Source organism: Streptomyces catenulae, from assembly GCF_000718015.1.
In the GTDB taxonomy this organism is placed as follows: domain Bacteria; phylum Actinomycetota; class Actinomycetes; order Streptomycetales; family Streptomycetaceae; genus Streptomyces; species Streptomyces catenulae.
The window spans coordinates 117,611-139,697 of the sequence record NZ_JODY01000005.1 but is presented as its reverse complement, the minus strand read 5'-3'; the positions used below and the strand labels follow the sequence as shown (position 1 = coordinate 139,697).

The following is a 22,087-nucleotide window of genomic DNA, read 5'->3' as shown; positions in this document are numbered from 1 at the left end:
ACGATCGCCTCCCGCGGCCGGGGCACGGGACCGCCGGTTGTGGCGGATTCCGCGCGCCGCGACCGCCGATCGCGCACCTGCCGGGAGCGAGGCAGGCGCGCCGACGCCCCCGGTCGGCCGCCCGGCCGGGGGCTTACGGTCAGTCCGTCGGCGGCGGGGTGATCAGGCTGAAGACGGCCCCCTGGTCGTCGGCGACGACGGCCATCCGGCCGTGCGGGGTGTCGAACGGCGGCTGCGCGACGGTGCCGCCGAGGCCGGGCACGCGGGCCACGTCGGCGTCGATGTCCGGGGTGCTGAAGTAGGTCATCCAGTGCGCCGGGATCTCCTGGGGCAGGCTCGCGGGCAGTTCGCCGATGCCGCCGACCGTGCCATGCGGCAGGTCGAGCGTCGCGTACTTGATCATGCCGTCGTCGATGTCGCCGTAGCGGTAGCCGAAGACCGAGCCGTAGAACTCGCGGTTGTGGGCGTAGTCGCGGCTCATGTTCTCGTTCCACACGACCGTGCCGTGCTCGTTGGCGATTCCGAAGCCGGTGTGGTCACCGGCTTTCCAGAGGCCGAAGACGCCGCCTGCCGGGTCCGCCGCGACGGCCATCCGGCCGAGCGTCATCACGTCCATGGGCGCCACGACGACGGTGCCTCCCGCGGCGGTGATCCTGGCGGCGGTGCGGTCGGTGTCCTCGGTCGCGAGGTAGGTGGTCCAGGCGGTCGGCACACCGGGCGACATCTTCGGGCCGATCCCGGCGACGTTGGCGCCCTCGTGCACGACCAGGCTGTAACCGCCGACCTCCGCGCCGCCTCGCTGTACGTTCCAGCCGAGCAGTCCGCCGTAGAAGGCGACGGCCCTGTCGATGTCGTCCACGGCGAGGTCGACCCAGCAGGGTGTTCCTTCGGGCCATGGGGTGTCCCGGGTGACCATACGTCCTCCAGTGTGGTGGGGGTCACGCTGTCAGCAGGGGCACCGTAATCGCGTCGGCCCGCCGAACCGGTCAATGACACCCGCCACGACCTGCGCGGCAGAGCCGCCGACCGGCCCTGCCGGGGGCGCCGTGTCCGGCGACGGCTGTGGGCGGGTGGTCTCAGCGCACGTAGGTGTCGAAGAACTCGGTGACGTAGTGGGTCGCGGCCCGGCGCTGTTCGGCGGGGGTGAGCTGCCGGGGGTTGCCGGATCCGTCGGTGCTGCGGCAGCGGCCGCCGGGCAGGTTCCGCTGCTCGACGGCGACGTCGTCGGTGGCGAAGCGGGGCCCGGTGCCGGGGGTCCAGACGGTGTTGAAGAAGTTGTGGTTGGCGCCGGTCACGGCGTGGTGCGAGGCGTGGGGGTTCCCGGCGGTCATGGTGAGGGCGATCTTGCTGTCGTCCCACATGGCGTCGCAGGTCCCGGCGACCACGGCGACGGGGACGCGGGTGATGCGCTCCTTCCCGGCGTCGATGCCGTTCAGGGCGGGCGCGAGCGCCACCGTGCCCCGGATCGTCACACCGGGCAGCGGCTTGTGGCTGTCCAGGGCCTGTTCGAGAACTCCTCCGCCGCCGCGCGAGTGCCCGAGGGTGCCGACCCGGTGGAGATCCACGTGGTCGGTGAACTGCCCGAGCTTTTGCAACGGGCCCTTTCCGTCGGCCAGTTGCCGCCACATCTCCAGATGCCTGTCCAGCAGGGCGCTGCGCGCCAGGTGTCCCTGGTCCTGTTCGTGTGCCTGGATGCCGTTGGCCGACGCCGACACCACGATGTATCCCTTCTCGGCCAGGGCCCGGCCGAGGTACGCGTAGCCCCGGTAGTTGTCGACCGGCCGGGCGCCCTTGCCGCACGGCCAGGCGTAGGGGCGGACGGGGTCGTCCCCGGCGGCGCAGGTGTCGGCCCAGCCGTGCACCATCATCACCAGGGGATGCTTCCCCTTGCCCAACTGGCGGGGGTAGGTGACGGCGGCCCTCAACTCCGTACGTCCGCCCGCCGGACCGGGCGGTGCGTAGGCGGTGTCCCCGAGGTCGTAGGTGAGCTGGGCCACCTGCTTCGTGCCCGCCTCGTCGGAGATCCGGGCCGGGCCGACGGCCTCGGGCCGGGGACCGCTACAGGCGGTCCCCACGGCGGCCACGGCGGCGGCTGCCACGGTGAGGATGGTGCGACGCAGGACACGGGCGCGTATAGGCATGGAGACGGAACCCTCCCGGGGCACGGTTGTCAGCGGTGTGCCGCTCGGGTCGGTGGGCGCCGCGACGGCATAGAAGAAACGTATGCGGCCTGTTTGTCAGCGAGGTATCGGAAAAGGCGCATCCGCCGCTCAAACGCCGCAGGGCCCGGGCGAGCCGGTCGGTCCGCGGCGACCGGACCGGCGGGGGCGGGGATCCGGCAGATCAGCTCTCCGCGCACCTCGGCCCGCTCGGCGTACTCGACGGTGTCGTACCGGTACGGGTAGAGGCGCGGCATCCATGCGTCGAGCCCGGACCACACGGCGGGCGGGTGCGTGGCGAGGCGCCGGGCGTAGGTCGTCTTGCCCGCGCCGTTGAGCCCGCGGAGCAGATGTACGACAGGCTCCGGCGTCTCGGCCCCTCAGGTGATGGGCGCCTCCGGCGGCGCCGGATCGGTCGTCGGCGGTGACCATGAACACATCATGCGTATCGCCTGCCGGTAGCCGTGTCCGTCAGCAGCCAGCGCCCCGTACACTCCTGATTTCTGCGATCTTCGCGGACAAGCAATTGCAAGCGCAATACCAGATGTGAGGAACACGTGAGCGGCGACACACCGATCTACGAGGACCTGATCAAGGAGCTCGGAGATGTTCCGAGGGATGTGAAGGCCACGGCGGAAGGGACGCTGACGGAGCTCCAGCGCGACTTCGGCTTCAACCCTGTGCTTGCGGTCGGGAAGGCGGCGCAGCCCGAAGGCTTCGCGCGCGGCCGTTTCCCCCGGGCCTTGTCCGCATGAGAGCAGGGCCGTGGGGCGGCTCTTCCGCGAGCGGCGCACGGTCGGCCTGAGCGCCGGGACGCGGCCGGTCCGCCCGGCTCGACGCCGGGCGGACCGGGCCCCGACGGGACCGCCGCCGTCCCGACCGCGCCGTCGCCCCCCCGGAGGCACCGCGGTACCGGCTCCCGGCCGTGCGGCTCCGGCCGCCTCACGGGTCAGCGGCTGCTCGGCGCGCTACCGCCCGGAGCCGACCGTCACGGCTGTTCCGGATCCGGGGACGCCATCCGCAGCAGATAGGTGTCCATGATCCACCCGTGCCGGGCCCGTGCCGCCGACCGCAACTCGGAGATCCGGCCGGAGACTTCCCGCAACGGGCCCGCCACGAGCAGTTCGTCCGGGGTGCCGAGATAGGCGCCCCAGTAGATCCACACGTCGTCGCCGTCGACCTGCGTGAACGACTCTCCGCCGTCGAGCATCACGACGATGTCCCCGTCGTCGTTCTGGCCCACCTCCGGCAGACGGCGCGCCGGAGTGATGTGTACGGGACGACCGACCTGGTTCAGCGGAATCCGGTGCCGTGCGCACAGCGAGGAGACGCTGCTGATGCCGGGGACGACCTCGATCGCGGCGGAGACCGTGCCCCGCGACTCGACGTCCGCGAGGATGGCGAGTGTGCTGTCGTACAGCGAGGGGTCGCCCCAGACGAGGAAGGCTCCGGTCTCTCCCGCGGTCATCTCGTCGCGCATCAGCCGCTCGAAGAGGTCCGCCCGCCGGGTGTGCCAGTCCCGGACCACCGCGGTGTAGTCGGAGCGGTCCATCGGGCGGCGGTCCCGGCTCGGGTCGTCGATCTCCACGACGCGGTACGGGGCCCGCGCATGCTCCTCGATCATGCTGTGCCGCAGATCCGTCAGGGCGGACTTGCCGGGCCCCTTGCCGACGATGAAGAAGACGTCCGCCCGGCTGATCGCTTTGACCGCGGCGAGCGTGAGGTGCTCCGGGTCGCCTGCTCCGATGCCGATGACGAGAATCGCGCGTTGTTCCGTGCTCATACGGGCCAGTCTCGCAGGGGCGGACCAGCGGCGCCGTGGCGGAGTCCGGCCACTGGTTCAAGCGCCGCAGCGGGGTCCCGGCGGACCGTCGACCACGTCAGGTGCGGGAGGGCCCGTCGGACGGTACGCCGTGGGGGCCGGTGGGCAGTACGGCGCGTGCCAGATTGCGTATCAGGGTGATCTCGGGGTGGTCGTGGTTCTGGGCGAACCATGTCAGTGCCATCGTGCACGGCGGCAGGTCGGCGACATCCCGGTAGCGGATACCGGGGCGCGGGTAGAAGGTGCGGACGGACGCGGGCAGGAAGCCGATGACCGTTCCCAGGGCGACCTGCGCCAACACCTCCTCCACGTCGACGGCCAGCGGGCCGAAGGAGATGGGGGTGCCGTCCGGGCGCGGATCGATGGCCCAGAAGTCCCGCCACACGCGCGGGGACGCGTCCGGCATCGTCACCATGGAGCGCGTGGCGAGGTCGTCCAGGACGATGCGTTCCTTGTCGACCAGCGGGTCGTCGACCGGGAGGCAGACGACCCGGGGCTCCTCGACCAGATGCTGGAGGCGGATACCGGGAGGGGCGGGCGGGCGCAGGAAGGCCACGTCCACCTCGCCGGTGGCGAGCGCCTCGTACTGGTTGGCGAAGTTGAGGCTGCGCATCTCGATGGTGAGGGCCGGATGGCGGGACCGCAGTCCGTCGATGATGGCCCGGGTCTGCGGCATCGAGGGCTCTGCGGTGAGGGTTCCGATGACGACCCGTCCCTCGACCTCGCGCGCACGGACCCGGGCGGTGCGGTGGAGTCCGTCCATGGCCTCCGTCACCGCGCGGGCTTCGGGAAGGAGCGCCTCTCCGGACGGGGTGAGCGTCACCGTGCGCGTCGTACGGCTGAGCAGTTGCAGACCGATGCGCTGTTCCAGGGCGCGTATCTGCTGGCTGAGGGCGGACTGTGTCATGAACAACCGGGCCGCCGCGCGCCGGAAGTGCAGTTCCTCCGAGAGCGTCACGAACAACCGCAACTGATGGACACTGGGTTCCGATCGACCGCACCGATCGCTTCCCACAGGCCAACACCCCCTGTATCACCGCCTGGTGGGCACCTGCCGCAACGCTCCGCGTCAGTGTTCCACACCCTGTCCCACCTGTCCCGCGCGTCCCACCGCCGGGAGCGGACGCCCGTCGTCACCTTCGTCCGCCGGGAGAAAAAGGCGGTCCGCACTCCGTGGGAACGGGGTGCGGACCGGTCGGGCGCTCGGGGCGGCTAGAGCCAGACGGGCGGGTCCCAGTAACTGGCGGGCTTGTTCCGGAAGATGCGTCGGATGGCGGCGATCATGTCTTCACCTCCCTTCAGGCGCGGGGTGGACGGGGGTCCTGGGGGCGCGCCGCAGGACGAAGGGGCGGGGGTGGACGGAGCCGGACACCAGGGGCCGGGCGTCTCCCCCGCCGATGGCCAGCTGGGCGTCCCGGCTCAGGGCGGTGACCGCCTCGGCGATCATCCGGTGGGCGACCGCCGCTCCGGCGCAGGTGAACGGGCCGGTGCTGAAGGGCAGGTAGGGGCCCTGCCCGTCCGGCTCGTCCCAGCGCTCGGGCCGGAACTGTTCGGGCCGGTCCCAGTGGCGCGCGTCGTGGTGGAGCAGATAGGGGCTGACCGACAGGATCGTGCCCGGCGCGAACGACAGGCCACCGCATACGAGCACGTGGGGAACGGGTCGGCCGACCATCCAGACGAACGGGCGGTGGCGTCCGGCCTCCCGCACCAGCGACTCCGTGGCCCAGGGCCACGGCGGGCCGGGCGGGTGGTGCAGACAGGCCAGCAGGAGCGACCACGCCACGGTGTAGCCGATGTTGCCCACGATCGACTGGAACAGCAGCACGTACAGGTCTGCCACGGTCCGGTCGGTGGTCTCCTCGGGGCAGGCTCCGAGGACCCCGTCCAGTACGTCCCGGGGCTCGCCCCTGCGGGAGCCCGCCGCCCGGCGGTCCCGCACCTCCGCGGTGATCGCGGCCAGCAGCCCGGGGCGGAGCAACTCCACCCGGGCCCGCTGCCACATGTACCGCTGGCGGGCGGCGAATCCGCCCGCCACGGCCCTCGCCATCAGATGGTGCAGCGCGGGTGGCGCGTCGGGGTGCAGCAATGCGTCCGCCGTGCACCGGTGGACCAGCGACGGTCCCGCATCGGGCCACCGGCTGACCGGGCCCAGTTCGGCCACCGCCTCGGCCAGACGCTCGCGGTAGCGGGGCAGATGCGCCCGCATCACGCTCCGGACGGCGCGGCCCAGGGCGATCTGGGCGGGCCGGGCGGGGAGCATGTCCCCGAAGAACGTGGAGACTCCGGTGTGGAAGACCGGGTCGTGCAGGACCGTGAGTGCCAGCTCGGTGTCCTTCACACACCAGGCGCCCCACGGAAGCCGGAACACCTCGCCCGTGCTCCGCCGAGCCCGGTCCTCGATGTACGCCAGCGGATCACGCCGGAAGCGGCGCATCTCCCACACGCTCACCGCACGCCTCCACAGAGCCGAAGGGCCATCAGCCGGGGCCACCGCCGCCGATGCTGCTGCGGCCTTTACCCCTCGACGGCCTCCCTCCACGCCGCTACGGGCGGAGCTTCACCCATATAGGTGAAGCCGCCCGAGAAGGGTGGAGGTCGGTTCCTCGGTGCGCCGTCGCGGGCTACGCCGTATCCGGCCTCCCGGAGGGGTTCTGCGGCGCCCCGGGGGCGCAAGCCGCGCCACCGGCTCGGATGGCCTGGGTGACGGCGTCCAGAACGGCGGCCATCTCGCCTTCGGGCATCGGCACCGGGCTGCCCTCCAGTTCGTACCACTCGTCGGCGCCGGTGTACCGGACGCGGACGGCGGCGGTGCCGTTGCCGGTGTCCGTGGTCGTGACCGTGAGATCGCCGGTGACGACGCCGACCTCCACGGTCATGGCGCCGCCGGGACCTGCGGTGACCTCGGCGGTCACCGCAGGCTGCCGAGGGGTGCCCGTCATGCGCAGGTGTCCAGCATCTCGCCCAGCTTGGCCTTCTCCGGTGCGGTGATGTCGAGGTGGTAGACGTGCTTGACGTCCACCCACGCCCGCGCGTAGGTGCACCAGTAGGCGTGCCGGGGCGGCGCCCACTGGTCGGGGCTCTGGTCGCCCTTCTGCCGGTTGCTGGCGGCGGAGACCGCGATCAGTTGGGAGTGGACGAGGTCGTTGGCGAAAGCCTTGCGGTCGGGGGTGGTCCACTCGTCGGCGCCGGAGCGCCAGGCGTTGGCGAGCGGGACGATGTGGTCGATGTCGAGCTGACCCGAGACCGTGAACTCCTTGGCGTCGTACTCGCTGAGCCAGGTCCCGGAGATCGCCCGGCACTTCTCGTCCTGTTTGACGTCCTTGCCGTCGCGGGCGAGGACGACTTCCCGGGTGTCGCACTCCCCGTGCTGCTTGATCCAGTGCGGGAACTTCGACCGGCTGTAGCCGTTCATCGAATGCGGCGTGTCCACGTGCAGCCCGGTCAGCTCCGCCCGGGCCACTTCGGCGGACGGCGGCTCGGGGAGCTGGAACGCGAGGCTGTGGGAGGGGGCGGCGGACGGCGAGGCGGCGGTTCCGGTGGACGCCGGAACCAGCAGCGCGGTGGCGGCGACCGCCACGGTGGCGGCGGTGCGCCACCAGGATTTCTTGGCCATGCGGAGTTCATGGCCACCAGAAATGTCTGACATGCGAGAAGTCACCCGAACGAGAAATCCAGCCATGGGAGCGCCGCACCGGGTCGGACGGCCCTGTTCGCCGTCCCGGGCGGTGGTGGGGGGCGGATGGCCGGGAGCGGAGAACGTCTGGCGGTTCACCGAGGCGCTGTGGGTGCAACAGCCGGAGCAGGTCGTCCTGTTGGTGTGCGCGGGCGCCGACCGGTACCGGCGGTTCCGGACCGAGGTGGCCGCCGTATGTGCCCGCAGGGCGGCGCACTTCCCCCACCGTGGCCCGGGGATGCGGCAGTACCCGCGGCTGCCTCCGTATCCCGCGCACGGGAGGCGGGCGGGCGCGTCCGAGTCGGCGGACGAGACACGGCTGGTGGCCGTCGTCCGCTTCACCGAGGGCCGGCAGACGGAGGTTGCGCGGCTTCGCTCCACCGGTCCGCCTCGTGGGCGCCGACGCCGCCCGGGAACGTCGGCGGATCCGGCGGGAGTTGCGGAGAGCGGAGGCGCGGTGAGCCTGGGTGTCCTGCGCGCCCGGTCAACCGGCCGGTGGGGCGGGGTGCGGGTGGCCGAGGTAGGGGAAGTCGGGGAGCAGGTCGGTGTGCGGGCCGATGCCGCGAGTGGTGATGCTGCCGCCGGAGAGCATCGCGAGCCGTGCGGAGGTCACGTCGTCGGTGAGGGTGCGGCCGTTGGGGTAGGCGGCGGGCTGCGCGCGGTCGTAGCGCAGGATGTCGGGCAGGACGGTGCGCAGCGCCTCCTCGGCCGCCCGCGGCGGGTATCCGCCGGTTCGGTGCAGGACCGCGGCCCACGGTTCGCGGTAGGTGTCCCAGTCGTCGGCGGGGTCGCCCGCGCGGTACGCGTCCGCCGCCCCCTCGGCGTGGAAGGCGGCGAGCAGGGGGTGCGCACCGCGGTCGACCTGGGTGAGCCGTCCGTGGCGGCGCACGCTCACCCGCCCCCACACGCCGATGACCGGGCCGGGGCCCAGTTCGGTGTGGGGCATCTCCAGCGCGATGCCGAGGACGTTCCGGTCCGCGCCCCGGTCCGTACCGGTCCACCGGAAGTCCCGGACGATGCCGTCGGGGTCGGCGGGGAAGGAGTCGCTGCGCAGCCCGGCGGAGAAGAGATACGGGCCGGAGGCGGCCACCGCCGGTTCGGTGCCGGAGGAGACGGGCTCGTCGGCGAAGATCCGCAGGCCGCCGATGTCCTGCTGCCGGGCGCGGGGACCTTCGGCGCGGTGGACGGTGGCGGTCTGCCGTCCGTTCTCCGGCCGCGAGAACACGAAGCTGAACGCGGTGTCGGCCCGGTGGTCGCCGTCGGTGTCGACGTCGATGCGGTAGACCGCGTCCGGGTGGAACGCGGCGCCGGTGGGGGCGGCCGGGTGGACGTTCATGATCAGGACGGCGCGGTCGCCGGGCACGGCGAAGGCGAACAGGTCGGTGATCTCCAGCCGGGCGTCCCCCACCGGGGAGCGCGGGTTCGGGCCGCTGAGGTGGGAGGACATGGTGCCAGCGTCTCCGGACCCGGCGCCGACGGACCGCAGGCGGTGCCGCGCCTGCGACCGCGTCACCTGATCACCCGGAGACGCCGCGGACGGGGACAGGGGGACGGGGAACCCCTCTCCAGCCGCTACGTCTGAGCCGCCGTCGGCGCGGTGAACGCCTGCCGGGCAGTGCTCCCGCGAGGGCACGGAGCGCCGCCCCGCCCGGTGGACGTACCGCTCGCCCCCGCGCCTACGCCGTCCAAGCGGCCGGGACGGCGGTGACCTCGCTCTGGCGGTGCGGGACGCCGTCGCGGAGGACCAGTGAGGTGCGGATGAGGGAGTCGAAGTCGGTGAAGGGATCGCCGTCGACAACCGTGAGGTCGGCGAGTTTGCCGGGTTCGACGGTCCCCAGGTCCCCGGCGAGTCCGAAGAGGCGGGCGGGGGTGACGGTGGCGGTGCGGAGCGTCTCGGCGGGGCTGAAGCCGTGGGCGTGCAGGGCCCGCAGCGCGAGGTGCAGATGGAGCCCGACGGGGACGAGCGGGGCGTCGGTCCCCAGCGCGATCACCGCCCCGGCGTCCAGCAGCCTGCGGTAGGCGCCCATCTCGGTGTCGAGGGCCCGTAGTTGGTCGGGGGTCGGCGGTTTCCGGGCGGCGGCGCGTACGGCGTCGGCGTCCCACGGCGGCATGAGGCGGGTCACGCGCGGATCGTCGGCGAGCGCGGGATCGGCGCCGAGCAGCGGACGGGCGGTGAAGGGCGTGGCGATCAACGCGAACTCCCCGTCCGCGTACTGCCGGACGAGATCCTGGTGGACACGGCCGAGCGGCGTGGTGGCGTGCCCGAACGGCAGCCGCTGGGTGGCCTGCAGATGGGTGGTGAGGCGCTGCCCGGCGGCGCGTCCCGGGAAGCAGAGGTGGCTGCCGGAGGGTACGCCGAGCCGGTCGGCGAGGTGGGCCGCGGCGGCCATCGTGGCGCCGGGCGCGCGGACGTAGGTCTTGACGAAGTCGACGTCGAGGGCGGCCGCGCGGCGCAGGGTGCGGGAGACGCCGTCGGGGGTGCGGTGGGCGCGGCCCATGGCGTAGGCGACGCGGGAGCCGTCGATGAGTTCGGCGCAGGACAGCAGCCGCGGGCCGGTGAGGTGCCCGCCGTCCAGGGACTCCCGCAGCAGCGTCCCCTCGTGCAGCGGGCCGCCCATGGAGGCGGTGGTGGTGATGCCGTACGCCAGGGCGAGGAGGTTCTGCCGGTTGCCGTAGGTGAAGGGGTACGGGTGGGTGTGGCTGTCGAACAGGCCCGGGATCACGGTCTGTCCGGAGGCGTCGATCGTGCGGTGCGCGGCGCGGCGCGGCCGGTGGGGTTCGACGGCGGTGATGCGGTGGCCGGTGAGGAGGATGTCGACGTCCCGGCGGGGGCGGTCGCCGGTGCCGTCCCAGAGTTGACCGGCGTGGATACTCACGGTGTCGCGGGGAGACGGCAGGGAACGGCGGGTGGTCAGCGCCACGGGGACGGTGCGGGCACGGGTACCGTTCCGGTCCACCAGGCGCAGTCGGCCCTCGCAGAGGTAGCAGAGCGTGCGGGAGTCACCGGACCAACTGGGGTGATCGGCGGGCTCGTCGGTGAGCCGCCGCGGCGGCCCCGTCGGTACGCCGTCGGGCGCGACCGGCAGCAGCCACAGGGCGGATTCGGCGACCAGCGCCATCCAGCGGCCGTCGGGTGACCAGACGGGCCCCGCGGCGAAGCGGTCGGAGAGCGACTGGTGCGCGGCGGGGAGGTGCCGGGTCTCCGTGCCGGTGGCGGTGTCCAGGACGCGGATGAGGTGGTAGCCCTCGCGGAAGCGCCGGTTGAGACGGGTGCGGTCGCAGAGGGCGAGGTAGCGGCCGTCGGGCGACCAGGTGGGGGCGCCGGGCGGTCCTCCCCCGCTCAGCGGTGCGGCCACGGTGCGCTCCGCTCCGGTGCGCAGCTCCCGCACGAGAAGGTTGCCCGCGGCGTCCTGGCAGGCCAGGCGGGTGCCGTCCGGGGAGAGCGCGGGGGTGAAGCGGCCGCCCGCGGCCAGCAGGGTGTCGCCGCCGTCGCGCAGATCGTGGCGGTGGACGGCGGTGGACCCGTCGCGGTCGGTGCAGTACAGCAGGGACCGGCCGTCCGGTGCCCAGGCGGGCATCTGGAGGTAGTGCTCCGGCCGCGACCGGACGATCCTGCGCGGCGGCGCACCGAGCCGCACCGTCCACAGGGCGTTGAGCGCGGTGAAGGCGACGTGCCGCCCGTCGGGGGAGAGTACGGGCCGGTGGATGCCGCGCACCGGCCGGGCGGCGGCGGAATCCAGGTCGCGGCGCTTGGCCCGGTGCCCGGGGCGGGGCACGCGGAGGCGGGCGGTGAACGGGATCTCCTCGACCGCGCCGGTGGCGAGGGTGCGCAGCCGGATGCGGCCGTCGGCCAGGTACAGCAGCCGGTCCTCGCCCCGCCACCAGGGCGGAGCCGCGGCCAGGTCCTGCCCGGTGACGACCGGTCGGCCGTCGATCAGCAGCGCGGCGCCCACGGCGGGCAGCGAGGCGGAGTCCGCGGAGTCGCGCAGATGCAGATAGGCGACGCGGCTCCCGCGGGAGATCGCGGGGCACAGCAGCCGCCCGTCCGGCACCGTACGCAGGACGGTCACCGCGCCGCCGCCGGTGGCGGGCGTACGGGCCAGTGTGCGGCCACCGTCGTTGCCGCCGTCGGGGCGGTGTGCGGCGCGGACGAAGACCACCGCGCGCCCGTCCGGCGTCCACGCGGGGTCGTAGTCCTCGAACGGGCCGTCCGTCAGCCGTGTCAGCCGTCCGGTGCGCAGCTCCAGCGTCCAGAGGTGGCAACCGCCGCCGCGTACCGGGTCCCCGCCCCGGTCGGAGGAGAACGCCAGCCGGTCGCCGTCCGGGGACCAGGCCACGCCGCGGTCGTCCCACGGCCCGTCGGTCAGCTGCCGCAGTCCGCCGCCGTCCGGCCGCATACGCCACAGGTGGAAGCCCCCGCCGCGGTAGGCGCTCATCGCCACCGCGGTGCCGTCCGGGGAGACGGCCGGGCGCGTGGGCTCCAGCGTCCAGTCCGTCAGCTGTGCCGCGCGACCGCCGTGCCGGGGGATGCGCCACAGCACCCCCTGGACCTCGGCGAGCCACCACCCGCCCGTCGGACACCCCGTCACCGAGCCGCCGGTCGCGGCGGTGTACGTCAGCACCTGCTCCCCGGTGCCCTCGGCTGCCGCCCCCTGGGCCGGGGCGGCGGGCGCCGCAGCCACCAGCCCGGCGGCGGAGGCCACCTGCAAGAACCCGCGTCGGCTCACTCCGTCCACGCTCATCCACATCCGCCTTCCGCTCGTGGCCGCCCGGACGCACTGAGCGTTCACCGCGGCGGCACCGGCGAAACAGCCGGTCCCTCCCCCGGCGCCCACGAGGCGACCGACCCACCGGAAAGCGCCGGGTTCCGGCCGCCTGTGGGACCCGACCGCGGCGGGCGGTGGGCGCCCCCGGGGTGTGTCCGGCAGGCGGATAGCCTGGGCCGTCGGTAAAGATCACGGAAGGGCTGAGCACATGGCAGACATCATGGAGACGGCGGCGCGCAAGGTCTTCGAGCGGTACGACATCGACGGGGACGGTCAGGTCACCGCGGAGGAATACCGCAAGGTCGTCGCGGAGTTGGAGGGCTCGGAGATCACCGCGTCGCAGGCGCAGGAGCTGATCGACTCCCTCGACACCGACGGCGACCGCACGATGTCCTTCGAGGAGTTCTGGGCAGCCATGAATGGCTGACGCGCTCGGGTCCGGCGCGTGAACGTGCCGGACCCGGTTCGCCGGTCCGACGCGGCCGGAAAGCCCGTCACGGCCGGGCGAGTTGGGCGGCCACGGCGTCGAGGACCCAGTCCAGGCCGGTGGCGAAGGAGGTCTCGGCGTCCACGTCCGTGCCGTCGTGGACCGCCTTGGCCAGCGCCGGGAAACGGCCGGTGGCCAGCATGCTCGTCACATGCGGTCCGGAGGCGCGCTGCCACTCCTGCTCGGACAGGCCCGTGGCGCGCTCGGCCCGCAGATCCGCGATCTCCCGCCGGATCGCGCCGGTGACATAGGCGCTGACGGTCTCCACGGCGCGCAGCGCGGTGTCGATGTCGGTGAGACCGTCGAGGGCGGCCAGCTTGGCCTCGGTCACGGCGAGGCCGTTCGGTCCCAGGGTCGGCCGACCGCCGAGCAGGTCGGCCAGCCATTCGTGGCGGAGGGCGGTCCGCCGGGTGCGGTGGGAGAGGACGCTCAGCGCCTCCCGCCAGTCATCGGGCCGTTCCTCGGGGAGGATCTCGCCCTGGACCTCGTCCACCAGGAGGTCGAACAACTCCTCCTTGGTGGAGAGGAATCCGTACAGCCGCATCGGCCCGGCGCCCAGCCGGGCGGCGACCTTGCGCAACGACACCGCCGCCAGCCCGCCCTCGTCGGCCAGCGCGACGGCGGCGGCGACGATCCGCTCCCGGTCGAGCGGCACAGGGCGGTGCGGCGGCTCCGGCCGGTCCCAGACAGTCATGATCACACCGTACCGTTGTGATACACCGTATCCGAGCAATACAGTGTATCGGTATGAGACATCGCATCGCTGTGGTCGGGAGCGGTCCGGCCGGCCTCACCTTCGCCCGGGTGCTGCACCGCCACGGCCACCCCGTCACCGTCTTCGAACGCGAGACCTCGCCCACGGCCCGTCCCCCGGGCGGCACGCTGGACCTCCACGAGGGGCTGGGGCAGCGGGCGTTGGACAAGGCGGGGCTGCTGGCGGAGTTCCGGGCGCTGTCCCGACCCGAGGGGCAGGCCCTGCGCATCCTCGCCCCGGACGGGAGCGTCCTGCGCGACTGGCAACCGGATCCGGACGACCGGGCCCACCCCGAGATCGACCGCGGACACCTCCGTGACCTGCTGCTCGGCCCGCTCGACGTGCGGTGGGGGCAGCCGGTGCGGCAGGTGGTGCCGGGGGGCGGGGACGGCGTACGGGTCCACCTCGCGGACGGGCGGCAGGAGACGTTCGACCTCGTGGTCGGCGCGGACGGCGCCTGGTCCCGGACCCGTTCCGCCGTCTCGCCGGTGACCCCGCACTACACCGGCGTCACCGCGGTCGAGACCTCCCTTGACGACGTGGACACCCGCCACCCGGACCTCGCCCACCTGATCGGCGACGGTTCCCTGGCGGTGTACGGCGTGAACCGCGCTCTCGTCGCCCAACGCAACAGCGGCGGCCACGTCAAGGTGTACGCACAGTTCCGTGCGCCGGTGGACTGGCACGCGGACCTGGACCCGGCCGATGCCGAGGCCCTGCGGTCGAGCCTGCTGGCGCTGTTCGACGGCTGGGCCGACCCCGTCCTCGCGCTCCTCCGCCACGGCGCCGCGTTCACCCACCGCCCGCTCCACGCCCTGCCGGTCGCCCACACCTGGGCGCACGTCCCCGGGGTGACGCTGCTGGGCGACGCCGCGCATCTGATGCCGCCGCTGGGGGCGGGCGCGAACCTCGCGATGCTGGAAGGCGCCGAACTCGCCGAGTCGCTCGCCGCCGACCCCGAGGACCTGGACGCGACCGTCCGCGCCTTCGAGGAGCAGATGTGGGCACGGGCGGGCAGATGGGCGGCGCTCACGACGGCAGGTCTGGAACGCCTGGTGAGCCCGGACCCCGCCGAAGCTGTCACCTTCTTCGACGAACACCAGCCGTCCTGAGCGGCGAGGGTGGGAGAGCACCGGCCGACGGTCGGCGCTCTCCCCCGGCGGGGTCTACCGCGGTGCGGCGGTCGCGAAGACGCCTTGTGCGGTCGTTCCGTTCGGCCAGGTCCACCCGGCGACGACGTGGGCGGAGGGCTGCTGCCCGGCGGTCGCCTCGCGGAGGACGCGGTGGAGGCGGACGCCGGACCCGCCGTCCGGGACGGTGCCGTGGACCGTGACGGACGGGTCGGGGGTGTCGCTCACGCTCTGCTGCTGCGGTTCCGCCTCACCGCGGAGCAGGGCGCCCAACTGGGCCAGCACCACCGGGTCGTGGCCGCCGTCGTAGAGCCACCGGGTGCCGAGCACCCCGTGCTCGGAGGTGCCGATCAGGGCCCCGCCCGGGGCGCCCTCCAGCGCCGTGGCGCGGTAGCCCATCGGCACCAGATACGCCACCGGCTCCCGGGCGCCGGTGTCCACGACGACCATGAACTCGATGCCGACCGCGCCCTCCGGGTCGTCCAGACGGAACCCACCGGCCCTGGACAGCTCCGGCGTGGCGGCACCGCCCACGTACCAGCTCTGCTTCGGCAGCCACTCGGTGAGCAGCTCCAGCTTGGTGGGCGTCATGGTGGTGCGGTGGATGAAGGCCATGCGGGCAAGCTCCCTCACGCGTAGGTCCGGCCCCGTCCTCGGACGGGATGTGTCGAACCTATAGGAACAACCGTGCCGCGCGAGGGGCGGCAAATGGCTCCGTGGGCCGCCTCGTCGTCCTGCCGCCCCGGTGTCCCCGGCAGCCGCCGCCCGACCGGCGGCGACCGTCACACCAGGGCGTTCTTCCGGAACGAGGCGATCCACTCGGAGGTGGCCTCCAGGCCGCCGAACGTATAGAAGTGGATCTTCACGGCGCCGTGGCGCGCCGGGTCGTGGCCCTCGGCCAGCGAGTGCAGGAATCGGTCGGGCCCGGCGGTGCCCATCAGGTTGGTGAGGGAGAGGCCGTACTTCTTGGCGATGGAGGCGCTGGTGCCCACGCCGAAGCGGGCCGCGTACCCCATCAGACGCCGTACCCCGGCGGGACCGGGGACGCCGATGCGTACGGGCAGGGTGATGCCCTCGTCGCGGACGCGGGCGAGCCAGGTCAGCACCGGCTCGGCGGCGAACCCGAACTGGGTGATGACACTGCCGCCCAGCCCCTGCTCGGCCAGGGCGGCGCTCTTGTCGCGCAACGCGCCCCACAGCGCCTCGGCGGCGATGGCCGGATGGCCTTCCGGATAGCCGCTGATGCCGATGTGCCGCACCCCGTACGAGGACAGCAGGCCGGACTCGATCAGGGAGAGCGAGTCCGGGTAGGGGCCCTGCGGGCTCGCCGGGTCGCCGCCCACGGCGAAGACCTCCGTCCCGGTGGCGTCCGCGCGCAGTCCGGCGAGGAACTGCTCGAAGTCGGCCCGGGAGCCCAGACGCCGGGCGGAGATGTGCGGGACCGGGCGGAACCCGAGGCGTTTCACGGCGCGGGCGGCGGCGAGCCGCATCCGCAGGTCCTCGTTGCCGAGGAAGGTCACATTGATCCGTGTCCCGGGCGGCACGAGCGGTGCGGCCGCCTCCAGGTTCGGTATGTCCTTACCGGTCATCTCCAGGGAGAAGTCGTCCAGCAACGACGCACTCACCGACGGCGAGGCCGGGCAGAGGGGGTTCATCGAGCTCCTCATGGGGCGGGGCGCGCAAATCAGGCGTCACGACGGTACTCGGTGCGCGCGTGCCGGTTGAACGGGGTGAGCTGGACCGTGGCGCGCAGGCGCGGGAACCCGAGGTCGGCCCCGGGGTCGGTGCCCGGTCCCGGGTGGTCGCCCCAGACGACGGTCACCTCGGTACCGGGCGCCGCGTGTGCCGCGTCGACCAGGCCCAGGGAGAGCAGGGTGCCGACCGGATCGATCGACGCGGTCTGCAGGGTGACGCCGACCGGGCCGGACGCGGTCTCCACCCGGTGACGGGCGTAGCTGAGCACATGGCCCGGGTCCGCGCCGTCGCCGAGCACCCGGCGTACGTCGTCGGGGTCGAGGACCAGGGTCACCTTCCGGCGTGGCTCCGGCTCCCGCGCAGCCCGGAGCAGCGCGTCACGGCCGAGGAAGTCGTGCCCGAAGTGGATCAACCTGCCGTAGCCCAGTTCGTACGGGGAGACGTAGTGGTCCTCGATGTGCGGCGAGAAGGAGCTGCCGTGCAGCGGGCGGCTGCCCTCGATGCCGTGGAGCGGGAGCCAGGAGCGGTACTCCGCCAGCTCCGGGTCGGTGTAGATGCCGGGGACCGGTGAGGGTATCCAGCCGCTCTCGATGTTGGGCGTCGCGTACGCGAGGGCGCCGACCCGCACCAGGCCGAGCGGCTCGCCCGCTCTGAGGAAGGCTTCGTGGACGTGGTCGGCGTGCTCCCACGGGCCGACGAACTCGTAACCCGCCTGTCCGGCCATGCCGTGCCGGAGCGCCTTGAAGGTGCGTCCGTCGAGGGTGACCGGGGTGGAGTGGAAGAACTTCGTGGCCGGTAGGGGAGCGCCGAAGACCTGCTCGACGAGGGCGAGGGCGAGCGGGCCCTGGAGCTGGTAGCGGAAGAGCCGCGGGGCGCCGCCGCCGGGGCGGAACGCCGAGGACGGGTCGGTCGTGAAGCCGACGTCGTAGCCGCCCTTCTCCGCGTGGAACCGGATCCAGTTCTGGGCCGCCGGGACGCCGCTGAGCAGATAGGAGTGCTCGGCCTCGCGGGAGAGGATCCCGTCGGTGACGAGGTGGCCGTGGCGGGTGACCGGGACGTACTGCTTGGCCTGGCCGACGGCGAAGCGTGTGAAGTCGTTGGCGCCGTGGTCCGCCAGGACCCTGGTGGCGTCGGGGCCTTCGATCCACAGGTCGGACATGTGGTGCGAGAGGTTGAGCAGGGCGACGCCCTCGTGCCAGGCGCGCTGCTCGGTGCGCCAGCCCGCGTACTCGCGGTCGACCACCTCGGGCGTCCACGGCTCCGCGCCCGGCTGCCAGAGCAGGGCGACGGGCGAACCGGCGCGGTCGATGCCGTCCTGGAGGCTGGGAGTGGTCATCTGCTTCCTCTCTTCGGGCGGGGCCGGACGTTCCGGCTCCGGGGGGCGCGGCGGCCGGGCGGATCAGCGGGGTGTGACGTAGGTGAGCGCCTTGACCTCGCGCAGCGTGGGCAGCGTCTCGATGGCCTGTACGCCGTCCATGGCGCCGACCCGGTCCGCGAGGTAGGCGAAGAGTTCCTCCGTGGTGCGGCACAGCACCGAGACCATGACGTTGGCCTGGCCGCTGGTGGCCGCCGCGAACCGCACCTCGCGGTGCCCGGCGAGCGTCCGGCCCACCGAGCGCAGCCGGGACGGCGCCACCTTCAGCCACAGCACCGCGACCGTGCCGTGGCCGAGCTGCTCGTGGTCGCACTCGATGTAGAAGACCAGGAGGCCCGAGGCGCGCAGCCGCCTCACCCGGCGTTTGACCGCGGACTCCGTCTGACCGGTGGCCGCCGCCAGCTCGGTGGCCGAGGCGCGGCCGTCGCGCCCCAGCACCTCCAACAGCGCCTCGTCCAGGGCGTCCGGGGCGACGGGACCGTCCACCGCCCCGGGCGGGTCCGGGCGCAGGGCCGCCTCCTGCTCCGGGGTGAGCGCGTCGATCTTGTTGAGCCAGCCGAGCGGTGCGCCGTAGAAGTGGGAGAGGACGCAGCAGGCGTCGATGGAGGTGACCCGGCGGGTGCGAGGGATGCGGTCCAGGAGCAGGTCGTCACGGTCCTGGCGGCTGCGCGGCTTCATCGTGCACATCACCTCGGTGCCGCCGGACATCAGCCCGATGTACGAGGTGTCCGGCCGCCGGGCGAGCGCGTCCGCCAGCGGTTCGGCGGCGTCCGGGGCGCACCGCAACCGGACGATCCAGTTGGTGCGCCCCAGCCTGCTCCGGTCGGCGACGCCCACCACCCTGAGCCGCGCCTCGCCGCGCAGCCTGCGGAAGCGGCGGGCGATCGTCTGGTCGGACACGCCGAGCACCTCCGCGATCCTGCGGAACGGCGCGCGGCCGTCCAGTTGCAGCGCCTGCAACAGGCACAGGTCGAGAGCGTCGGGCTCGTACACGTGGGCTGCCTTCCTCCGGGATGTCTCCGTGCAGCGGAGCGTCACACAGGGGTGCGGTCGGCCCGCTGCCCCGACACGCGTTCCGCCCCGGCTCCCGGACGGCCGGGGCCACCGGCGACCGGGACGCCGGACCGGGCGCCGCGCACGGGGCGCAGCAGCAGCGCCGCGACGCCCGCGCCGCACAGGACGACGACGCCCGACACCACCAGGCACAGGTGGAGTCCGTCGAGGAAGGAGCGCGAGAGCGCGTCGAGCGCGGGTCCGGTGGCGCGGCCGAGCGGCAGACCGGCGACGGCGCCGAGACCGTCGGCGTCGACGGCGTGCAGGACCTGGTCCCGGACGGCCGTCGGCACTCCGGCGGCCGCCATGTGGTCGGGCAGCGCGCCGACCACCTTGCCGGTCAGCAGGGCGCCGAGAATCGCGGGGCCCAGTGCGCCGCCGACCTGGCGGAAGGCGTTGTTGCCCGCCGCGGCCATTCCGGCCCGGTGCGGCGGGACGGACGACACGGCCGTCGCGGTGATGCACGGGAAGGCGAGCCCGAGTCCGAGCCCGACCAGGGCGAACCGCCAGGCCAGGGCGGCGAACGAGGTGTCGGCGCCGACGCCGGTCAGCGTGAACAGCCCCGCCGCCGTGAGGACGAGCCCCCCGGCGATCAGGGTGCGGGCGGACAGGAACCGCATCAGGCGGCCCACGGCCGTGCCCAGCACCATCGGCAGGACGCTGATCACCAGCATCCGCAGCCCCGCCTCCAGGGTGTTGAGCTGCTGCACCATGCCCAGGTACAGGCTCAGCACGAAGAAGAAGCCGATCAGCGCGAGGAAGCTGACCATGACGACCAGCGCGGACCCGGTGAACGCGGCGCTGCGGAAGAGGCTGAGGTCCAGCATCGGATCGGCGCTCCGCCGCTCGAACAGCGCGAACGCCGCACCGGAACAGACCGCCACCGCGAGCGCGACGATCACCTGGGGTTCGCCGAAGGAACCCGCGCCGCCTTCGATGACGCCGTACACCAGGGCGACGACGGCCAGTGCGGCGGTGATCTGCCCGGGCCAATCCAGCGCCCGCGCCACGGGGGACCTCGACTCCGACAGGACGAAGGCGGCCACCACCATCGTGCCGAGCGACAGCGGGACGGGGAGCAGATAGATCCAGCGCCAGGCGGCGTGCTGCACGATGACACCCGCCACGAGCGGGCCGACGGCCAGCGAGCCCATCATCGAGGTGGTCCACAGGCCGATGTACTTACCGCGTTCGCGCGGGTCGGGTACGACATGGCTGATGAGGGCCAGCGTCATCGGCAGAAGCGCCGCGGCGCCGACGCCCAGCAGCGCCTGCCCGATCCACACCTGGGCGATCGACTGCGCGCTGAGCGCCACCGCGGCGCCCACGGCGCAGAAGCCGAGGCCCGTCTGGAAGACCTTCTTGCGGCCGTGGACGTCACCGAAGACGCCCGCGGTGAGGATCAGCGCCGCCACCGGCAGGACGAACGCGTCCGACACCCAGGAAAGGTCGGAGGTCGACGCGTGCAGCGCCTGTTGGATGACGGGCAGACTCACCGAGACGGTGGTCACCGGGAGGTAGGCGACGAACACCCCCAGACAGGCCATGACCAGCGTTGCCGTCCGCCGGTCGGGGCGTTCTTCGACCACTGTTGCACTCACTCCGGGCTCCTTCACGACAGCGGGCGGATCCCGCTCGTCGACCCGATGACTCTGCGGTCGGACCGGCCCGCCCCACGAGCCACGGCGGCCCCGGCGGCCGAATCCGACACCGCGGGCCCGGGCGGCGCCGGAAAGTTCCACCGCGCGGGCCCCGCCCCACGTCGTACGGGTGCGCCCGGACCTGGTCGGGTCCGGGCGCACCCGCCGGACGGTCCTCCCCGGCGACGCGGCGAGGCCGCCGGGCTACGCCCCTGCCGGTGCCTTCGGGGCGCGGCGGGCGAAGGCGGGGGCGTGCTCCGGTCGTGGGCCCCAGGCGACCAGGCGGGAGGGGAGTTGGCGGAATCCGGGGAGGTGCCGGGCGGCCAGGACCATCGAGGTGGGCGGGCCGATCCGGCGGCCGGTGAGGACCGGGGCGAAGAAGCCGTTGTGCAGCATCTGCTGGACGCGCTGCATGATCACCGTGGGGCGCCACCGCCGCCGCTGGACCTTCGCCAGGTCGGCGGTGGTCAACCGGCCCGTACGCAGCGGTCCGGCGAGGAGGGTGGCCGCCGCGACCGCGTCCTGGATGGCGAGGTTGATGCCCACTCCCCCGGCCGGGGACATCGCATGGGCGGCGTCGCCGATGAAGAGCAGGCCGTCGGTGTACCAGCGCGGGAGCCGGTTGAGCCGGACGTCGAGCAGATGGACGTCGTCCATGCTCGCCAGCCGGTCGACGCGGTCCGCGTACTGCGGCATCAGCCCGGCGATCCGCGTCCGGAAGCGTTCGACGCCCTCGCCGCGCAGCCGGGCGTCGGATCCCTTCGCCGTGAAGTAGGCGATCTGGAAGTAGTCGTTCCTGGTCAGGCTCAGGGCGAACTCACCGGCCCGGAACGCGGGGATCAGCCGGGGCTCCTGGGACCGCTCCTCGGCGTGCCGGGGCAGCCGGAGCCACCAGGTGTCGAACGGGACCGGGAACTCCTGCGGCTCCAGCCCGGCTTCCCGGCGCAGCGCGGAGCTGCGGCCGTCGGCGGCGACGGTGAGGTCGGCGCGGATCTCGCCCTCCTCGCCGTCCCGGGTGCGGAAGCGGACGCCGACGACCTTGCCGCCCTCCCGGATCAGTCCGGTCGCCGCCGTGTCCATCCACAGGGTGAACGTCGGCTCCTGCCGGGCCTCCTCGGCCAGGAGGTTGAGCAGATCCCACTGCGGGATCATCGCGATGTAGTTGTACGGCGCGCGCAGGCCCTCGAAATCGGTCAGCCGTACCTCGCTGCCGTCCGCCGCGGGCACCTCCATGTTGCCCAGCCTGCTCTGCGGCAGGGCGGCGAGCTTCCGGCCCAGGCCCAGTTCGTCCATGAGCCGCACGGTGGAGGCGTGGACCGTGTCGCCACGGAAGTCGCGCAGGAAATCGCTGTGCTTCTCCAGCACGGTCACCTCGATTCCGGCCCGTGCCAGCAGCAGGCCAAGCATCATTCCGGCCGGTCCGCCTCCGGAGACGACGACGCTCATGGCCCTCTCCCCTCATTCCGATCACTCCGAATGAAACCCTTGTGAACAGAGTCTGTGGAACGGTCTCAGATGTCAAGTAGTACGATG

Annotated in this window: 20 protein-coding genes; 3 read left to right on the top strand and 17 right to left on the bottom strand. The window is 73.2% G+C overall.

Annotation, left to right across the window (positions count from 1 at the left end):
• Positions 1–139 precede the first annotated feature (139 nt).
• The 3 genes from IF23_RS0107725 to IF23_RS35570 all read right to left on the bottom strand — a co-directional run bounded on the left by IF23_RS0107725 (position 140) and on the right by IF23_RS35570 (position 2,509).
• The gene (locus IF23_RS0107725) at positions 140–916 is read right to left on the bottom strand and encodes a VOC family protein (RefSeq protein ID WP_030281193.1); all 777 of its coding nucleotides are present in this window, start codon (positions 914–916) and stop codon (positions 140–142) included.
• A 160-nt stretch (positions 917–1,076) separates the two neighbouring features.
• Positions 1,077–2,099, bottom strand: a complete 1,023-nt coding sequence (locus IF23_RS30995; protein ID WP_157847978.1) for an alpha/beta hydrolase — start codon at positions 2,097–2,099, stop codon at positions 1,077–1,079.
• A gap of 71 nt (positions 2,100–2,170) precedes the next feature.
• Positions 2,171–2,509: an AAA family ATPase gene (locus IF23_RS35570; protein ID WP_359041369.1), complete on the bottom strand. Its 339-nt coding sequence runs from the start codon at positions 2,507–2,509 to the stop codon at positions 2,171–2,173.
• Positions 2,510–2,716: 207 nt separating this feature from the next.
• Here IF23_RS35570 and IF23_RS0107715 point away from each other — a divergent pair, with 207 nt between their 5' ends.
• Positions 2,717–2,914 (top strand): hypothetical protein, encoded by a 198-nt coding sequence (locus IF23_RS0107715; protein ID WP_030281190.1) that lies wholly within the window; start codon positions 2,717–2,719, stop codon positions 2,912–2,914.
• 233 nt (positions 2,915–3,147) lie between these two features.
• Here IF23_RS0107715 and cobF read toward each other — a convergent pair whose 3' ends face one another.
• The 7 genes from cobF to IF23_RS0107680 form a co-directional block, all read right to left on the bottom strand.
• A complete protein-coding gene (gene cobF, locus IF23_RS0107710; RefSeq protein ID WP_030281187.1) occupies positions 3,148–3,942 on the bottom strand; it encodes a precorrin-6A synthase (deacetylating) in 795 nt (264 codons plus the stop codon).
• Positions 3,943–4,039: 97 nt separating this feature from the next.
• A complete protein-coding gene (locus tag IF23_RS35355; protein ID WP_037677625.1) occupies positions 4,040–4,996 on the bottom strand; it encodes a LysR family transcriptional regulator in 957 nt (318 codons plus the stop codon).
• Positions 4,997–5,269: 273 nt separating this feature from the next.
• On the bottom strand, positions 5,270–6,430 hold the full coding sequence (locus tag IF23_RS0107700) for a cytochrome P450 (protein WP_245654925.1): 1,161 nt from the start codon (positions 6,428–6,430) through the stop codon (positions 5,270–5,272).
• Between the two features lie 172 nt (positions 6,431–6,602).
• The gene (locus IF23_RS0107695; RefSeq protein ID WP_037677622.1) at positions 6,603–6,920 is read right to left on the bottom strand and encodes a hypothetical protein; all 318 of its coding nucleotides are present in this window, start codon (positions 6,918–6,920) and stop codon (positions 6,603–6,605) included.
• Entirely contained in the window at positions 6,917–7,594 is a 678-nt protein-coding gene (locus IF23_RS0107690; RefSeq protein WP_030281182.1) for an HNH endonuclease family protein, read from the bottom strand. Before IF23_RS0107690 ends, IF23_RS0107695 begins: the two co-directional genes overlap by 4 nt.
• 544 nt (positions 7,595–8,138) lie before the next feature.
• The gene (locus tag IF23_RS0107685) at positions 8,139–9,101 is read right to left on the bottom strand and encodes a DUF4331 family protein (protein WP_030281180.1); all 963 of its coding nucleotides are present in this window, start codon (positions 9,099–9,101) and stop codon (positions 8,139–8,141) included.
• Positions 9,102–9,330: 229 nt separating this feature from the next.
• Complete coding sequence (locus IF23_RS0107680; protein WP_037677679.1) at positions 9,331–12,396, bottom strand: amidohydrolase family protein; 3,066 nt, start codon at positions 12,394–12,396, stop codon at positions 9,331–9,333.
• A 232-nt stretch (positions 12,397–12,628) separates the two neighbouring features.
• On the opposite strand from IF23_RS0107680, the gene IF23_RS0107675 reads away from it, so the two are divergent.
• Complete coding sequence (locus tag IF23_RS0107675; protein WP_030281177.1) at positions 12,629–12,847, top strand: EF-hand domain-containing protein; 219 nt, start codon at positions 12,629–12,631, stop codon at positions 12,845–12,847.
• Positions 12,848–12,914: 67 nt separating this feature from the next.
• On the opposite strand, the gene IF23_RS0107670 is transcribed toward IF23_RS0107675, so the two are convergent.
• On the bottom strand, positions 12,915–13,601 hold the full coding sequence (locus IF23_RS0107670) for a TetR/AcrR family transcriptional regulator (RefSeq protein ID WP_037677677.1): 687 nt from the start codon (positions 13,599–13,601) through the stop codon (positions 12,915–12,917).
• A gap of 53 nt (positions 13,602–13,654) precedes the next feature.
• On the opposite strand from IF23_RS0107670, the gene IF23_RS0107665 reads away from it, so the two are divergent.
• Positions 13,655–14,773: an FAD-dependent oxidoreductase gene (locus tag IF23_RS0107665; protein ID WP_030281174.1), complete on the top strand. Its 1,119-nt coding sequence runs from the start codon at positions 13,655–13,657 to the stop codon at positions 14,771–14,773.
• 54 nt (positions 14,774–14,827) lie between these two features.
• On the opposite strand, the gene IF23_RS0107660 is transcribed toward IF23_RS0107665, so the two are convergent.
• From IF23_RS0107660 to IF23_RS0107635, 6 genes are all read right to left on the bottom strand, one after another.
• The gene (locus IF23_RS0107660; protein WP_030281172.1) at positions 14,828–15,406 is read right to left on the bottom strand and encodes a maltokinase N-terminal cap-like domain-containing protein; all 579 of its coding nucleotides are present in this window, start codon (positions 15,404–15,406) and stop codon (positions 14,828–14,830) included.
• A 167-nt stretch (positions 15,407–15,573) separates the two neighbouring features.
• Positions 15,574–16,446 (bottom strand): methylenetetrahydrofolate reductase, encoded by an 873-nt coding sequence (locus IF23_RS0107655; protein WP_030281170.1) that lies wholly within the window; start codon positions 16,444–16,446, stop codon positions 15,574–15,576.
• A 29-nt stretch (positions 16,447–16,475) separates the two neighbouring features.
• Entirely contained in the window at positions 16,476–17,822 is a 1,347-nt protein-coding gene (locus IF23_RS0107650) for an aminomethyltransferase family protein (protein ID WP_030281168.1), read from the bottom strand.
• 63 nt (positions 17,823–17,885) lie between these two features.
• Positions 17,886–18,854, bottom strand: coding sequence for an Lrp/AsnC family transcriptional regulator (locus IF23_RS0107645; RefSeq protein WP_030281166.1), 969 nt, complete (start codon positions 18,852–18,854; stop codon positions 17,886–17,888).
• A gap of 41 nt (positions 18,855–18,895) precedes the next feature.
• Positions 18,896–20,461 carry an MFS transporter gene (locus IF23_RS0107640; protein ID WP_078653853.1) on the bottom strand — a complete coding sequence of 522 codons (1,566 nt, stop codon included), beginning with the start codon at positions 20,459–20,461 and terminating at the stop codon, positions 18,896–18,898.
• 297 nt (positions 20,462–20,758) lie between these two features.
• A complete protein-coding gene (locus IF23_RS0107635; RefSeq protein WP_030281162.1) occupies positions 20,759–22,000 on the bottom strand; it encodes an FAD-dependent oxidoreductase in 1,242 nt (413 codons plus the stop codon).
• Between the last annotated feature and the right edge of the window lie 87 nt (positions 22,001–22,087).

Excerpts from the sequence above, each read along its gene's own strand:
- IF23_RS0107725 (WP_030281193.1), bottom strand. The coding sequence starts at position 916 with ATGGTCACCCGGGACACCCCATGGCCCGAAGGAACACCCTGCTGGGTC.
- cobF (WP_030281187.1), bottom strand. The coding sequence starts at position 3,942 with ATGAGCACGGAACAACGCGCGATTCTCGTCATCGGCATCGGAGCAGGC.
- IF23_RS0107695 (WP_037677622.1), bottom strand. The coding sequence starts at position 6,920 with ATGACGGGCACCCCTCGGCAGCCTGCGGTGACCGCCGAGGTCACCGCA.
- IF23_RS0107690 (WP_030281182.1), bottom strand. The coding sequence starts at position 7,594 with ATGGCCAAGAAATCCTGGTGGCGCACCGCCGCCACCGTGGCGGTCGCC.
- IF23_RS0107685 (WP_030281180.1), bottom strand. The coding sequence starts at position 9,101 with ATGTCCTCCCACCTCAGCGGCCCGAACCCGCGCTCCCCGGTGGGGGAC.
- IF23_RS0107680 (WP_037677679.1), bottom strand. The coding sequence starts at position 12,396 with ATGAGCGTGGACGGAGTGAGCCGACGCGGGTTCTTGCAGGTGGCCTCC.
- IF23_RS0107675 (WP_030281177.1), top strand. The coding sequence starts at position 12,629 with ATGGCAGACATCATGGAGACGGCGGCGCGCAAGGTCTTCGAGCGGTAC.
- IF23_RS0107670 (WP_037677677.1), bottom strand. The coding sequence starts at position 13,601 with ATGACTGTCTGGGACCGGCCGGAGCCGCCGCACCGCCCTGTGCCGCTC.
- IF23_RS0107665 (WP_030281174.1), top strand. The coding sequence starts at position 13,655 with ATGAGACATCGCATCGCTGTGGTCGGGAGCGGTCCGGCCGGCCTCACC.
- IF23_RS0107660 (WP_030281172.1), bottom strand. The coding sequence starts at position 15,406 with ATGGCCTTCATCCACCGCACCACCATGACGCCCACCAAGCTGGAGCTG.
- IF23_RS0107655 (WP_030281170.1), bottom strand. The coding sequence starts at position 16,446 with ATGAACCCCCTCTGCCCGGCCTCGCCGTCGGTGAGTGCGTCGTTGCTG.
- IF23_RS0107650 (WP_030281168.1), bottom strand. The coding sequence starts at position 17,822 with ATGACCACTCCCAGCCTCCAGGACGGCATCGACCGCGCCGGTTCGCCC.
- IF23_RS0107640 (WP_078653853.1), bottom strand. The coding sequence starts at position 20,461 with ATGGCCTGTCTGGGGGTGTTCGTCGCCTACCTCCCGGTGACCACCGTC.
- IF23_RS0107635 (WP_030281162.1), bottom strand. The coding sequence starts at position 22,000 with ATGAGCGTCGTCGTCTCCGGAGGCGGACCGGCCGGAATGATGCTTGGC.